The organism is Fluviicola sp. (genome assembly GCF_039596355.1).
In the GTDB taxonomy this organism is placed as follows: domain Bacteria; phylum Bacteroidota; class Bacteroidia; order Flavobacteriales_D; family Crocinitomicaceae; genus Fluviicola.
Genome location: NZ_JBCNJW010000013.1, coordinates 61,103 through 76,333, shown reverse-complemented (window position 1 = coordinate 76,333; position 15,231 = coordinate 61,103). Strand labels below are relative to the sequence as shown.

Genomic DNA, 15,231 nt, shown 5'->3' with positions numbered 1-15,231 from the left:
AAAAATAAATTGTTATATTTAAGATAACCAAAACCATTTTAGACACTCAATTAGAAGTCATTATTCATTCAACCACTTAATCAAATCATGAAAGAATTTATTCGAAAATCGGAAGAATCATCCGGTGAAACATCCTTTAGCAGCCGGGGATCAAATCCATCCATACTTCAAACGGAGACTTCCGATCAGCCAGAAGCATCCGACGGGAAGGAAACACCATTGGATACAGAACCCGAAATTAAAAAAAGTACTGGTGTTACTTCAGATCATGTGAAGGACATCGATAAGGGCAAATCTTTAGCCGAGAGAACTTCTGCCAATAAAAGAACCGTAGATCAGAGTTCCGGTCAGGGGCATTTCGATCCTCACACTACTTTTGGAAAATTCATGAGGTTGGGCGATTTGATGCGAAACCTCCGGAAGGATAAATCCACGCCCAAAGAGGAGAATAACGGAGAAACCGAAGGTGAAAAAGAAATCATTTCGGAAACTTCAGTTGAAAAGGATGAAATCAAGAATGCTCCGGGAGTTCCTGCGAAATACGAAAAACTACTTGATGAATCAGTCGGTGATAGAGAGGCATATCCTGTAAAGGATAAAAACGATGAAGCTAAACTAACTGAAGAAGCTGGTGACAATGTATCAGATAATGCTGTGAATAAAACATCGTCTGACAATAGCTTATTACCAGCAGATAGCGGTTTTGTACATACAAAACCAGTACCTCTTGCTCCTGGAATGCCATTAAAGGAAGATGAAAAACTCCAAGAAAAAGAAGATGAAAATAGATCATTGAAAGAACCGGAAGTGCTGAAAGCAGGAGCGGTAAATCCGATTGAAACAACAAATTTGATTCCTGCGGAAGACATCCAAGCGAAAGAAGAGGTAAGCCCTGAAGAGCAAGAACATCTGCAAAAAGAATTCGAAATCTACTCCCTGCACAAGATGGAAATGATTGAAAAAGGCGATAGTTTAGACCCTTTCGAATCGAAAAAAACACAAACAAAAGAAGAGAAGATACAGAAGTTCAGGAAAAAGACCACACGCTTTTTAAATAGGATGGAGGGACATAAAAAACGCTTTTGGGGAACTGAAAAATATAAACGTTTACTCAATAAGTGGTTTCCGGATTATGATTTTGTAATCAATCACAAAGTCAAATTGATCAAAAACACAATCAACGACGAATTACTCCTTAATAATCAAATTATTAATGATGTTATAATAACAACAAAAGAAGCCGTTTTGGTTGCTGATATGGATGTTACGAAAACGATTCAACTATTGGAAGTGTCTGAAAAACATTTGGTCAAGGCTAATGAACAGAAAGAAAAAGCAGGTAACATACTTGCAGAGTATGGAAAAGAATATAGCCGTCAATATATGGAACGCTATGATGAGGTGATTAGTTCATACAAAAGCTTGATTGGAGCTCTTCATGTAAACATAAATGGAATAACAGAGGACAAGGCTGGATTTATTGTCATTACAGATGAACTATCAGCTCAACAATCTTTATTGAACGCCTTTAACACAAAAATTACAGAAACCAGCGATGTACAATTATTAATTCACTTGCAGGAAACCGAATTTAGTGCATTGATCGCGCAATCAGATAAAACCGTCATTAAAGCGTTAAATACAGGACGCAAGACAGAAGCAGTTGACGAAGTAGCCACACAGAAGGTACTGGATTCCGGAGAGAAAAAAATCACTGTCATGGGAACTGAAGTCGAGGGAATCAAACAAGCTGAAATCAAGCGTCGGGAAGAAGAACGAAAACGAAAGGAGGAAGAGGAGCGTAAAAAAGCGGAGGCTGAACAAAGAAGATTGGAAGAGGAACGAAACAAGTCTAAATCACCAGCTTTGTCAAATGCGAATAAAGGGAAAAACGAGCTGAGATCGAGAGGAGGAACTGATTATACTAAAACCTTGTGGTCTCCCTCAGATGCTATCCGGGATTCGAAAATGGAAATTGATGAATCCAAGATTTCAGATAAGGCATTTTTTGAGCAGTATAAAAAAACAAGTGAGGCTTACTTGAAAGAATGGTATAAGCAAATAAATGCAACTAAGAAATTATTGACCAGTGATATGTTTGTCAATGCTGCAAAGCGTATTTATTTAAAATATGGTGATTTAAGTTATATTGTTCCAGTGGAATTAGCCATGATTCAGGGAAGACTGGAAAGCGGATTGGGAACAAAAGGATCTAATCCGTATAAAAACCCATACAATGTCGGAGAAACAGATAAAGGAGCTAAGCCATGGGTAAAAGATATGACTACTCCTGAGGAAGGAATCTTTTTCTATATGGATTTGATGGCACATGATTACCTTTCTGCTAAAACAGCGGATCAGCTTTTAGAAAAACAAGGAGAAACATTTGAAAATGAGCAAGGATCAAGATATGCTTCTGCACCACGTTATGAAATGGAATTAAAAGCGATGATGGGACAAGTGGGACTCGTTCGTGATAAAAAGCGTCCGATGGCTTCCGTTGGGAAAGGTAAAGGAAAGAGCAATACCAGCGCAAGTGCTAATTTTGTGCAGGGAATGCTGACCAAATTGGGATATAAACAGGCAAATCTCGGAGATGCTATTACAGAATTTCAGAAAAAGGAGATGTATCCTCCTCTGACTAACTATCAGAAAGAGCTTGTTAGGGAAATGAATGACGGTGATTTGGAAAGCTTTAATAGCAAAGAAAAAACTGGTGTAGACGGAGTGGTTGATCCGAGAGGAAACACTGTTGGTTTGCTTTACTATATGACATACATGGAGAATTTGTTTAATACGCCATCCGTTAAAAATGTTAAGGAAAAAGAGACAACACCTTCTACTTCCGGAGGTGGAATTTTGGAAATGAGTATTAAAAATGCCCTTAGTGGAGTGGCTGACGCACCAATTCATGAAGCCAACAAAAAATCTGATGAAAGCACAGATACTAATCCTTACATTATCTGGAAAAATAAAATTGTTAATGACAAACTTTCGGCTAAAGAGAAAAATAAGCAATATGCGGAACTCATTTTAGAAGCTAAGAAATTAGGAATTGTTACCTTCTCTTCGGAAGGTAGTAAACATACAGTATCGGGTCTTGGAGGTACGGAAGATACTTTTGTCAAAATAAAAGAGGGAAAGGAAATAGGTACCGGGAAAAAGTCTGGTATTGAGAAAAACCATAAGTTTGATTCAGCACAAAAAGAAATAGATATTCTTGTTGTTATCGTTTCTATACTAAGGGAAGAGATCAAAAAATGGGATGAAAATGGCCGAACAGGAAAAGTTACCAATTTAGTTATAGGTAGTTTTATGATTTGGAATAGCTATAAGAAAAATAACGTAAATTTAACTGGTGAGTTGCGAACTTCCCAACATGGTAAGGGGCAGGCAATTGACTTTAACATTGTAAGCGGAAGTTTTGCGTCAGATACAGCACTCGAATCGGTTGTTCGTACTCTGAATCAACTCCCTAAACTGAATAATGTAGTATATGGAATTGGTCTTCCATTACAGGGAGAGTTTTTTGATTCAACGAAAAGATCTCTTTTGTCACATGGATCGACTAAGGTAAATGGAAAATTTAATCAAGCAGAGAAATATCTGAAGAGTCAAAAAATCAAAGATACGCTTACGAAATTAAGGTCTAATGGTTATGAAATAATCGTGTTTCCTGATAATGATAACCATTTACATATTCAGATTGTAGATAAATAATAAATGAAACAAATCAAATGATGATACAAATAATGAAGTTCTCAGCTATTTTAATTGCTTTACTCTCTTTTTCTTTGAGTTGTAGTAATTCGTCGAAATCTTCGGTAAATAATTCAAAAAATGAATCCTTATCTTTTCCTGGCCAGGGTACTCAATGCTATGAGGTAACGAATAGTAAGGGAATTACACATCTGAGATTATCAATCGATCAAAAGAACATCAAAGGGGTATTACTGGTAAAAAATCAAGTTTGGGGAGATGTCATCCATGATTTTTCGGGCAAAGTAATCAGTGATTCGGTATATCATATTGTAGTTCATAATATTTCAGAATCCACCGAACAAAAATGGACACTTAGAATCAAGAATAATGCTATTGAAATTACGGGTATGGTTGTGTCTGAAATAACAGACGGAATCGTGTGGAAGGTTACCTCTTTATCCTGTGATAAATTTCCGGATGTTTCTGAATATCTTACTATTGAGGATGTCGAAACGGAAATTCAGGGAGAGGAATCTGAAAGTGATCAGACCAATTCTACCCTTATTTGTTATAAATCTGCTTCTTCAAATGCATATAAAAGAACTACACTGACTGAATATATCCAGCTTTGGCTTGATGGAAGTAAAGTAAGCGGAAGAGGGGCTGGGTATTCAGAAGGAGATCCGGAATGGAATTTTAGCTTTGAAGGAACGATGGTAAATGATTCCATAGCAGAAGTGAAGGTTAATTACACGATTGGTGAGAACACAAATTTCACAACTTCAGAAAAATGGATAATGAATGCAAAAACGAAACAGATGCGTTTAGAAGGGATTGTAAAGAACCGTCCGGGATCAGTACGCTATAATCAGATTGAAGCAGAATATATTCCTGAAGCTTTTAAGAGAAACAGAGGGTGGGAATAATCATTGCCTGGGCAAAATACAGTACGAAATCTGCACTATTAGCGCTATCTGCGGGAAATCCTATATATTTTCCAGTTCCAGGATCAGGTCGCTGTAGGATTTATCAATGAGGGCTTCTACCGGTAATTCAAAGAAATTGAAATAGTAGTCGCATTGCGCTTTAAGTTTTTCCAATGTAAACTCCCCGTTCCTGTCAATGGCTTCCACTTCGATAAATGTTCCCAGGTTTTCGACCCGGTCGAAGTGAAATTTCACGTTGTTCACAAAGTAGATTTTCCGTTTTTTGTCCACGATTACCTTGATCCCGCATTGTTTGATCAGAATTGCCTTTAGTGCGCTGTCAGGTTCGTGTTTGTACAGAATGATTTGTGATTCTTTCGATCCTAAACTATTTTCCCGGTCGTAATTGATCAGGGAATTTTCAATGTTTCCTTCCCGAAGTTTCAGCCTACCATGAGGTGCATTAAAATACGTATCGACTTGATGATCCAAACCTTGAAAAACCGGGTTTAAGGTCAATAATTTGGCTTCGTAGCTGTCAAACTCGTCCACTTTTGCCTTGAATTCAAAATTTTTGATGTTCATGTTGTCTCTTTGGGATGATTTACCGGAACTTGAAAAGATATCCGGTAAACGTCTTTGTGTTATTGAACGAATTGTTGAATTTCCCGGTAAAGGCGGTGAGTCGGCAATCCCATGACGTTGGTGTATGTTCCGTCCATATGTTTCACGGCAACATAACCGATCCACTCCTGAACCCCATACGAACCTGCTTTGTCGAACGGTTTGTATTGCTCGATGTAAAAGCTGATTTCCGTTGGTGTCAGGTGTTCGAACGTGACTTCTGTTCTATCGGAGAAAGATGTTGATTTATTTGCAGAACCGATAAAAACTCCGGTAATAACCGTATGTGTTTTTCCGGATAGTTCAGCCAGCATGTTTTCAGCATCTTCCCGGTCCGTTGGTTTTCCCAGGATTCTCCCGTTCAGGATCACGACCGTATCGGCGCAAATTACCACTTCATTTTCGGATAATTCAGGAATCAATGCCTGGGCTTTCAATCTTGCCAGAAATTCGGGGACTTTTTCCGCTTCGAGCGTTTCCGGGTAAATTTCTTCCGTGTCTTTGGTGCGGACATCAAATTCGATTCCGATTCCGGCCAATAATTCTTTTCTTCTAGGCGATTGCGAGCCTAAGATCCATTTGATCTGATTCATAAAAAATACCAGTAAAAAGGCATCGAACAGCCAATAGCCATTAGGATTTTAAGCAGGAAATCTGCTGTTTTCAACTGCCCGTCTGTTTTCATTCCCAGCAACCCGATAACAAACAAAATACCAACGGGAATAAGCAGAATAGGAGCGAAGGCTACCAGGAACTGCCCGCGGTAAAGAAAATAACCATCTACCAGGAATGGAACGGAGGTCAATAACAGCAATACCAGAAGCACCATCGCGATGATTTTTGTTTTTCGTTTTCCAAGGACGATAGGAAGTGTTTTGGCCCTCAAGACCAAATCTCCTTCCACGTCTTCGATATCTTTGATGATTTCGCGGATCAGGTTCAGAGTTCCTGCATAGAATGCAAAAACAAGCACCACAAACGTATTGAAATACGAACCGAAAGCCCATCCGGTATGCAGCGGGGTTTCAATTGTCCAACTTGCCGGAAGGTAATCTTTCTGGCTTTGAATGAACTCCAGGAAGTGAATTCCGCAGAGAATGGGAACCAATGCAGTTAATCCGGCGATGATGATATTCCCGATCAGGAAGCGGCGCTTGAAATACATGGAATAGAACCAAAGCGCATTGATGCTGAGCAGGTGGATAAAGACATACCAAAACGTTTTATAACGCCAGCTCAGGTAACAGGCAATGGCAAAAGCCACGAAATTCAGAATCCAATGCAGCACAATGGCCCAGCGTGGTTTGATGTATTTCCCGATGATCACCTTATGCGGTTTATTGATCTTATCAGCCTTTACATCAAAATAATCGTTGATGATATTTCCCGCGGCTGCGATTAAAACCGTGGAGAAAACCAGCAAAAAGAAATCCAGCGGCTCGGAATTTCCCTGGGTGTGACTCATATGAATCCGCGGAATGAAATAAACACGCATTCCATACATTGTCAACGCAATGACGAATAGATTTATGGGCCGTATGAGTCGCAGGAAATGCATTATTTCACAATCTTGTATTCCGTTCTTCGGTTTTCCTGGTGCGCTTTTTCTTTTTCCTTATCCGTTGCCATTTTCGCAATGACTTCATCCGAGAAAATCGGCATGGTTTCTCCGTAGCCTTTTGAAGACAAGCGGGAAGCCTCAATTCCTTGCTGAATCAGGTAATCTTTCACGGATTTGGCACGTGCATCAGACAGTTTTAAGTTATCAGCATCATCCCCACGGGTATCGGTATGTCCGCCGATCTCAATTTTAATCATTGGATTTGCTTTCAGGAAGTCACGCAACTTGTTTAACTCCACGTATGATTCCGGACGAAGGGATGCTTTTCCCAGGTCGAAGAACACGTTTTTCAAAGCAACCGGGTTCGTTGTATTGGTTACAGAAACCATCGGAACATCCATGTGGAATGATTCCTGGTTGTCGGCCAAAGTCATGTTGAAATTCTGCGAGAAGAAAGTGTAGCCCGGATAACTTACCGAGAGTGCGTATTCCTCGTTGATCGGCAAGGAAACCGTAAATGCTCCCGTAACCTGGTCCGCTTCTGATTTGATGACTTCTTTTCCGGTTTTGATGTTCACCAGAGAGAATTTTCCCGGGATCGGTTTTTTGGTGATCGCGTCGAATACCAATCCGTCGAAGTAAAGCGTTTTCACCGGTCTGAATTTATCCGGCATGATGAAGTAATATAAATCTAAATCTCCGAAACCACCTTCGCGGTCAGAAGCGAAAAAGGCAATTTCTCCGTCGGCACTCACCAGCAGGGAGTTTTCATCTGCGCTGGTGTTGATCGGGTAGCCCAGGTTTTCCGGTTTTCCCCATTCGCCGTTTTCATCTTTTCGCGAAACAAAAATGTCCAGTCCTCCCATTCCCGGATGTCCGCGGGAAGAGAAGTACAATGTTTTTCCATCCGGGTGAATTAAGACAGATTCCTCCATGTATGGCGTATTGATCGTATTCGGCAGGCGAACCGGTGTGTCCCAGGTTCCGTCATCTTTCAGTGTCGAAGTATAAATATCGGAATCCGGTCTTCCGTTTTTGGTCATGACCTTGCGCACGAAGTACAGGGTTTTTCCATCAGCAGAGAGTGAAGGTTGTGACTCCCAGTTCGAAGTATTGATTGCTCCGGGAAGGTTTACCGGATCGAGCCATTGTGTTCCCAAACGCTTGGTGTAGAACAAATCACAGCTTCCTTTTCCTTTGCGGTTGTCTCCGTAATTTGTTCCTGTTTCATCCGAACAGGCTACGAAAATCAGGCTTCGTCCGTCGGCCCCGATTGTCGGCGCTCCTTCGTTGTTAACGGTATTGATGTTTTTAGGCATCGGAACGGCCAGTTCCCAGGTATTGAAAGTACTCAGGTTGGAAACGTAGAAATCTTCCTGTTTCTGGTAAGGTCCCGGTACGCGCTTGTCATCAATCAAACGGGTAAACAACAGGGTCTTTCCGTCAACGGTAATTGTTGGGAAATACTCCGGATCTTTGGTATTTACACCAGGTCCGAGGTTAACCGGTTTGAATTGGTTCGGATTTTTCATCGCCTCAATCGCGAAAGCACAATCGTTGATGATTTGTTTTGACTGAGCAACATAATCCGGGTGCGCTCCTTTATTTTGAATGTATTTATTCAGGTCTTTGGAAGCATTTTCGTATTCTCCCACGGCATATTCCAATGTTCCAAGGTAATAATACGTTGCGCCTGTCGGTGAATGATTCGGATTGATTTCGAGTGCTTTTCGGTAATGTTCGATAGCCTGGTGGGCTTTCCCCATCAATTCATACATTTCAGCTTCAACCATGTGTGCTTCCCAGAATGTCGGATCTTTTTCCAATGCTTTCTCCAACAGGGCAATTCCTCCGGCATAGTTCGGACCGTGCGTTTTCGGATCAATGGATTTACCGGGTTCGTCACGTCCCTGCTCAAAAAGCGCAATTGCTTTTTTGTTTTTGGAAGAATAACCTGTTTGAGCTGTAGAGCAAGATGCAACAGCCAAAACAAACAAAGCCAATACAAGGTTCTTCATGCTTATGGTATTTCTAAGTATTTATGAGTCTGCAATGAGATCTTCCATTTCGGATGACTTTTTACATACTCAATGATGAGTGGCAATAATTGTTCCCTTTTTGACCATTCAGGCTGCAGGTAGAGAACACAGTCTGCCGAAACTTTTTGCGCGTGTTCCTCAGCCCACGCCAAATCTGATTTGTGAAAGATAACAATTTTTAGTTCAGATGCCTTCTGATAGGCTTCTTCTACAGGTGCTTTAAATTTTTTAGGTGAAAAGGTATACCAGTCTACTGCTCCAACCAGGTTGCTGGTTCCGGAAGTTTCGATCGCGATATATTTTCCTGCGTCATGCAATGCATCAACCAATACGCTCAGGTCATACATAGCAGGTTCTCCACCTGTAATGACTACCAAATCTCCCGGATGTTGGGAAACGATGTGTTTCAATTCCTCTACACTCATTTTGGGGTGTATGTCTGCATCCCAGGATTCTTTCACGTCGCACCACACACAGCCTACGTCGCAGCCTCCCAAACGGATGAAATAAGCGGATGTACCGGTGTATTTCCCCTCACCCTGAAGCGTGTAGAAATGTTCCATAACCGGGTACAAAGTAGAACTGTTTTGTGCCATACCTCAAAGGTAATTACTAATTATAAATTCCGAATGCCGAAACTTGAATTAAAAAGTTAAAGTGAGTCAATGGTTTGAAATCAAGAGCCAAGAGTCAAGACTTCAAGAATGATTCATTCGTCTTACCTCCGAAAGTCTGGTCTCTTCTATCTTGTCTCCGAAAGTCTTGCCTCCAACAATTAAGATAAAGGTTCGAGATCACTGATTTCATGAATATTCAGAACAATGGTTCCGGTTTCATCTGCGCTGAAGTTCTTTTTGAATTTCACACCGCTTGCCCATTGATGTTCGGCATAGGAATGTTTCCGAACAACGGTTTGAGAATAGGTTTCATCGAATGCTTCAATGATAATGAGCAATTCTGCGAGTTTGGCCTTGATTTCAGAAAGGTTCAGATCATAAAGCGGAGAATCCTCTTCGATGACATGTACCAGTGTCCAGGTGAGTGGAAAATAGCGCACAAAATCCACTTCAAGCGGAATATTGTAGTATTTCCGGGTGACCATGTTGGTTGACGAATCTTCGTTTACCAGTGAAAGCATGACATGAATCTTGGTGTTCAGAAGCACGCTATTACGCTGGTTGACAATTTTAAACATCAAAGCCATTTTATCTTTGTGCGGGGTAATGATGACATTGTGCGAGAACGCAATTTTGGTAGAAGGCCGCGAGAATCTTCCGTAGATCAAACCGGTTGCAATGGCAAAGGCGATCAATCCTACAAAAGCTTCCATTGCAGCCACAAACGAGGTGAGGTTTCCTTTTGGTGCAATGGCTCCGTAACCGACCGTGGTGAATGTTTGTGCACTGAAATAGTACGCTGCGATAAATGAATTTTGCTGCGGATCTATTCCGTTCAGATGTTCCGTCCCGATCCAGCAGTAAATTCCTGCAAAAAAGAGATTGGAGACGAGGAAACTTCCCACGAGGAAAACCCCGAACCACCAGGCATTGAGGTCGACCAGGTATTTATAGAAATCCTTCAGCATCCGGATGCTTCCGATACGTTTGATATTGTAAGACCCGTCTTCGTTCAGAATCCGCTTGACGGATTTTTGGTAAATGGTTCCCAGTCCGGGGTCTTGTGACTCGTATTGTTTTAAATCGTGTTGTTTGCCCATGTCGGTTTTGTCTGTCGTACGAATGATGAATGGAAGGTAATCAATCCCCGGAAATGGATTCGAAATTTCCGGTCAAAAAAAATCCCGTCACAGCTAAGCCATGACGGGATCTTGTAGTATTAATTAAGCGATTACGCTGTAACTCCTAAAATTTCTGCCATTTTCGCACCGATTTGAGCCGGAGAATCAACTACGTGGATTCCGCACTCGCGCATGATACGTTTTTTAGCTTCTGCCGTATCGTCATCACCACCTACAATTGCACCTGCGTGACCCATTGTACGTCCTTTCGGTGCAGTTTCTCCTGCGATAAATCCGACAACTGGTTTGGTACCGTTTTCTTTGATCCAGCGAGCAGCAATTGCCTCCAGGCTACCACCGATCTCACCGATCATGATGATTCCTTCTGTTTCAGGATCGTTCATCAACAATTCAACCGCTTCGCGCGTAGTTGTTCCGATGATCGGGTCACCACCGATTCCGATAGCTGTTGTAATTCCTAATCCTGCTTTTGCAACCTGGTCAGCTGCTTCATATGTCAACGTCCCTGATTTGGAAACGATACCAATTTTACCTTTTTTGAAAACGAAACCTGGCATGATACCAACTTTTGCTTCACCTGCTGTGATTACTCCCGGACAGTTAGGACCGATCAAACGCGTGTTGAATCCTTTGATGTATTCTTTCGCTTTCACCATGTCGTTTACCGGAATACCTTCCGTAATACAAACGATCACTTTAATTCCTGCGTTTGCAGCTTCCATGATTGCATCTGCAGCAAATGCCGGCGGAACGAAAATAATCGAAACATCAGCACCGGTCTTAGTTACCGCATCAGCAACTGTGTTGAAAACAGGACGATCTAAGTGAGTAGAACCACCTTTTCCCGGAGTTACACCACCAACAACGTTTGTTCCATATTCGATCATCTGACTAGCATGGAAAGTACCTTCACTTCCTGTGAATCCTTGTACAATTACTTTTGAGTTTTTATTAACTAGAACGCTCATGTTTGAGAATTTAGATTTCGTTTTTAAAATGCGCTTCAAAAATAGCGGTTTCTTTTTGTTTTAGCAACGTTTTAGTAGATTTTAATCCGGGGATTTTGAGATATTTTAAGAAGCGTTCTTAAATCAGTGAAAATGAGTTCTTAAGTGCGCATTTTAAGTCTTTCAGTTTCATCGGAATGACTGCATGGAATGGGAAATGTGCTGTTTTTAACGTGTTGATAATGTGAGGATAAACAATAAAAAGGGTGCTTTCTTGTTATGTAGGCATTAAACCTCATGTTATGAAAACCTGTATCCATTATTTATTGATCCTGCTATCCTGCCCGGCTTTTGCACAGCAGAAAGATTCTGTCAGACCGAAAATTCCGTTTTTTATCGTGAAGTTTTCTAACGGTGTCAATAACATCACCGGGGCGAATCGCTTTCATTCCGATTGGAACCGGATTACTCCCGGTTTTTCCGTTCCCGATTCATTCAGCGAAACTCATTTTGCGAGTCATCCGCGGGAAAAGGATCGGGTTGCCGCTTTTGTGAATGATTTCTATTACTTGTTGTCTTTTTCGTTTATCAATAACCCGGAAAAACAGGTTGGAAAGAAGTATCGTTCCATGACAACCGTTCATTTGGGATATGGTCCTCAGTTTCGGGAAAGTAAACGCTGGGTTCGGGATGATGCACAGATCATCGACACGCTGACTTCCAGTCAGAACGGAAACTCGTTTGAAGTATGGAGGAACAGAAGGCAGGAGCTGGTTCAATCGTACCGTTCTCAAAGTGTTTTTTTAGGAATCGGGGAGCATTTTTCGACGGATCTGGGGCGTATTGTTCAGTTTGAAACCGGTGTGGATATGCTGTATGTGATGCGTTTTTTGAGTGAGATCGGAGTGAGGTATTCAGACAAATACGTGCTTACCAACGCCCCGGAAGGCTACGTGCATAACGGGCAACAACCGGTTACAAATCCCTCTTCCGGTAAATACAGAAGTAAACTGGCCTCCGGGATGATAATCCGGGTTCCGCTGGATTTGAGCTTCAGGTTGTGTCAAAAAGATCCGGTTTGGAGCCGGATGCGGATAGGAGCAGAGGTTAATCCCGGGGTGGTGGTGAGTTTCAATGACCGGTTGATGACAGCGGCTTTAAATGTGAGCGGAGGAATTAATTTCCGTTTTCAGTTCTGATCGTTCGAACCGTTTTCCGGGTTGAAATGGCTCCTGATTTTATTGATCAAAACAATAAATAGACTTTAAACCAGTTAAGTAAACCTAAAAAATAACATTATGAGAACCTATATCAAGTATTTGTTTGTACTACTATCCGGAGTTGGTTTTGCACAACAGCGGGATTCTGTGAAGCAGAAAGATCCGGGATTCATTATTAAGTTCACGCACGGAATGAATAACCGCAGTGAGTTTGATTTTACCACCGCTCAATGGGAAAAAATGACTCCGGGCTTTCAAATTCCCGATTCACTGAAACCAATTTCGCCGAAAGATTATCATGGTAATATCCATTCTTTTACGAATGATTCGTATTACATGCTGTCGTTTTCCCTGATTAATAACAGACACAAACAGGCCGGTAAGAAATACCGCACCACCACGACGTTTCACCTCGGATATGGACCGCATTTGAGTTCAACCAAGCGCTGGGCCTCAGAAGAACGGCAAATCATCGATACACTGCACTCCAGTCAGACGGGAATGGATTACTATGTCACTGGTGTTCGCCGCAAAGATGTGGTTAAAATGTATCGTGCCCAAAGTATTTTGGTAGGAGTAGGGCAGCATTTCGCTACGAATCCGAATCGCATTTTTCAATTTGAAACCGGTGTGGATTTTCTCTGTTACATGAGTATTGTGAGCCAGGTAGACGTGTCTTATTCCGATTTTTATACGGTTGAAAATGCACCGGACCAGTATCTGTATCAGCAACCGGTTACGGATAATCCGATTCGTGAGTCGTATTCCAGCAAGTTTTTGGCAGGGATGCTCGTGCGGGTTCCGCTGGATTTCAGTTTTAAATTGTCGAAGAAAAGCCCGATTGCAAGCAGAATGCGTATCGGGATGGAATTGAACCCGGGAATGGCAACTCAATTCACCGAGTCATTGATTACCACCAATTTCAACTTGAGCGGGGGGATGAATTTCCGGTTTGCGTTCTAGTTAGAAATAAGTGATTCTTTTAGTTAACACGGGCCGCAGCAGGTGATGCTGCGGTTTTTTTGTTTCTTAAGTAGTCCCCGGATAAGTAAAATAGTCCTTAATTTTGCCATTAATCAAGATAGCTGTTTAAATCACTGTAATGTATATGAAATTTCAAATCTTCTTTTTGGCCTCGTTGATTTCTGTGTGTGCTTTTGCGCAGGAACAGGAGGAAAAAGCGCCAGCTGCACCGGCATTTATTCTCAAGGGAACATTTGGAATGATTGCTGATGCAAGGTTATCATTTACAGATTCCGAATGGCAGCGCATGACTCCTGATCTTGCCGTCCCGGAATCATTCCAGGTGAATCCGAACGGTATGGATTATTTCAAAAAAGCAATAGAAAACGATTATTGGATGCTGTCTTTTTCGTTTGTCAATCATCAACACAAGGCGGTTGAAAAAAAATACCGTTTCACGACCACCATCCATGTTGGTTTGGGGCCGGAAAGTATTGCGAACAAGTATTGGTTTCGTGAAAACCGGCAGGTCATTGACACCTTGTACTCCAATCAATCGGGAAATGCTTATCCGGTAATTGGAAACCGGAGACAAGATCTTCAGAAATCGTACCGGATCAAATCCCAGATGATTGGTATCGGACAGCATTTTGCCACGAACCCGGAAGGAATCCTGCAATTTGAAACAGGATTGGATGTGTTTTTTGCGTATGCTACAGCAAATGTCATGTCGTATTCCAATGACCGCTACCTGATTGAGGGAGCAGATCCGGCAACGTATAATTACCAGGCTCCGGCAGATCTGGCAGGCGCACAAACTGCTGAACATAAAGCAAAAACAACCAGAGGACTCATTATCCGGATTCCACTGGAGATCAGCATTCCGTTATCGCGCAAGAATGCCGTTTTGAAACGCATGCGGATTGGCTGTGAATTGAATACGGGGCTGACGATATGGTTTACGAAAGGTAAAACGAATTATTCTCTATACAGTAACAGTGGCTTGAATTTCCGGTATGAGTTTTACCGGTTTAAATCACCTTTTCGATCGAAATCTCAAAAACAAGCGTCGAATTAGCCGGAATTTTATCCAGGCTGTCGTCTCCGTAGCCCAATTGCGGAGGAACAACCATGCGGATTTTCGTTCCTGCAACGTGATTCAGTAATCCCAGTTGAAACCCGCCGATCAGCCCTTTCAGGTTTGCTTCGAATGGTTTTCCGGGTTCTGTCTGGTCGAAGATGTTTCCATTGGTTAATTTGCCTTTATAGGAAAGTGTTACGAAACTTCCTGCCTGGATTTTTTCTGTTCCGGAGCCTTTTTCCAGTACTTCGACAACCAAACCTCCATCGAGTACCTCGTAGTTCCAATGGTGTTTTTTGGCGTAGCTTTCCGCAGTTGTGTTGAAGCTTTGCTTTTCTTCTTCGGAATAGGTGGTGCAGGACGCAGCCAGCAGAGCAGTTGCTAATAATAAGAGTGTAAAATAGCGCAT

The 15,231-nt window shown here is 41.8% G+C and carries 13 protein-coding genes; 5 read left to right on the top strand and 8 right to left on the bottom strand.

Translation table 11 applies throughout. From position 1 onward, the window contains the following. The first annotated feature begins 87 nt into the window (after positions 1-87). Positions 88-3,720, top strand: a complete 3,633-nt coding sequence (locus ABDV94_RS18445) for a hypothetical protein (protein WP_343748695.1) — start codon at positions 88-90, stop codon at positions 3,718-3,720. Positions 3,721-3,737: 17 nt separating this feature from the next. Next, positions 3,738-4,628, top strand: a complete 891-nt coding sequence (locus tag ABDV94_RS18440; protein ID WP_343748694.1) for a hypothetical protein — start codon at positions 3,738-3,740, stop codon at positions 4,626-4,628. 60 nt (positions 4,629-4,688) lie between these two features. Here the strand turns inward: ABDV94_RS18440 and ABDV94_RS18435 are convergent, their stop codons facing one another. The 7 genes from ABDV94_RS18435 to sucD all read right to left on the bottom strand — a co-directional run bounded on the left by ABDV94_RS18435 (position 4,689) and on the right by sucD (position 11,579). Beyond that, a complete protein-coding gene (locus ABDV94_RS18435; RefSeq protein ID WP_343748693.1) occupies positions 4,689-5,213 on the bottom strand; it encodes a class IV adenylate cyclase in 525 nt (174 codons plus the stop codon). Between the two features lie 59 nt (positions 5,214-5,272). Next, positions 5,273-5,845: a Maf family protein gene (locus ABDV94_RS18430; RefSeq protein ID WP_343748692.1), complete on the bottom strand. Its 573-nt coding sequence runs from the start codon at positions 5,843-5,845 to the stop codon at positions 5,273-5,275. Continuing rightward, complete coding sequence (locus ABDV94_RS18425) at positions 5,842-6,747, bottom strand: geranylgeranylglycerol-phosphate geranylgeranyltransferase (RefSeq protein ID WP_343748691.1); 906 nt, start codon at positions 6,745-6,747, stop codon at positions 5,842-5,844. Before ABDV94_RS18425 ends, ABDV94_RS18430 begins: the two co-directional genes overlap by 4 nt. A 62-nt stretch (positions 6,748-6,809) precedes the next feature. Further along, positions 6,810-8,831, bottom strand: coding sequence for an OmpA family protein (locus tag ABDV94_RS18420; RefSeq protein ID WP_343748690.1), 2,022 nt, complete (start codon positions 8,829-8,831; stop codon positions 6,810-6,812). A gap of 2 nt (positions 8,832-8,833) precedes the next feature. Further along, positions 8,834-9,448 (bottom strand): 7-carboxy-7-deazaguanine synthase QueE, encoded by a 615-nt coding sequence (locus ABDV94_RS18415; protein ID WP_343748689.1) that lies wholly within the window; start codon positions 9,446-9,448, stop codon positions 8,834-8,836. Between the two features lie 179 nt (positions 9,449-9,627). Further along, positions 9,628-10,569: an ion channel gene (locus tag ABDV94_RS18410; RefSeq protein ID WP_343748688.1), complete on the bottom strand. Its 942-nt coding sequence runs from the start codon at positions 10,567-10,569 to the stop codon at positions 9,628-9,630. A 131-nt stretch (positions 10,570-10,700) separates the two neighbouring features. Then, positions 10,701-11,579: a succinate--CoA ligase subunit alpha gene (sucD, locus tag ABDV94_RS18405; RefSeq protein WP_343748687.1), complete on the bottom strand. Its 879-nt coding sequence runs from the start codon at positions 11,577-11,579 to the stop codon at positions 10,701-10,703. A gap of 281 nt (positions 11,580-11,860) precedes the next feature. Here sucD and ABDV94_RS18400 point away from each other — a divergent pair, with 281 nt between their 5' ends. From ABDV94_RS18400 to ABDV94_RS18390, 3 genes are all read left to right on the top strand, one after another. Continuing rightward, positions 11,861-12,757 carry a hypothetical protein gene (locus ABDV94_RS18400; protein ID WP_343748686.1) on the top strand — a complete coding sequence of 299 codons (897 nt, stop codon included), beginning with the start codon at positions 11,861-11,863 and terminating at the stop codon, positions 12,755-12,757. A 99-nt stretch (positions 12,758-12,856) separates the two neighbouring features. Next, the gene (locus ABDV94_RS18395) at positions 12,857-13,741 is read left to right on the top strand and encodes a hypothetical protein (protein ID WP_343748685.1); all 885 of its coding nucleotides are present in this window, start codon (positions 12,857-12,859) and stop codon (positions 13,739-13,741) included. A gap of 145 nt (positions 13,742-13,886) precedes the next feature. Then, on the top strand, positions 13,887-14,819 hold the full coding sequence (locus ABDV94_RS18390) for a hypothetical protein (RefSeq protein WP_343748684.1): 933 nt from the start codon (positions 13,887-13,889) through the stop codon (positions 14,817-14,819). Here ABDV94_RS18390 and ABDV94_RS18385 read toward each other — a convergent pair. Beyond that, positions 14,773-15,231: an FKBP-type peptidyl-prolyl cis-trans isomerase gene (locus ABDV94_RS18385; protein WP_343748683.1), complete on the bottom strand. Its 459-nt coding sequence runs from the start codon at positions 15,229-15,231 to the stop codon at positions 14,773-14,775. The genes ABDV94_RS18390 and ABDV94_RS18385 overlap by 47 nt on opposite strands.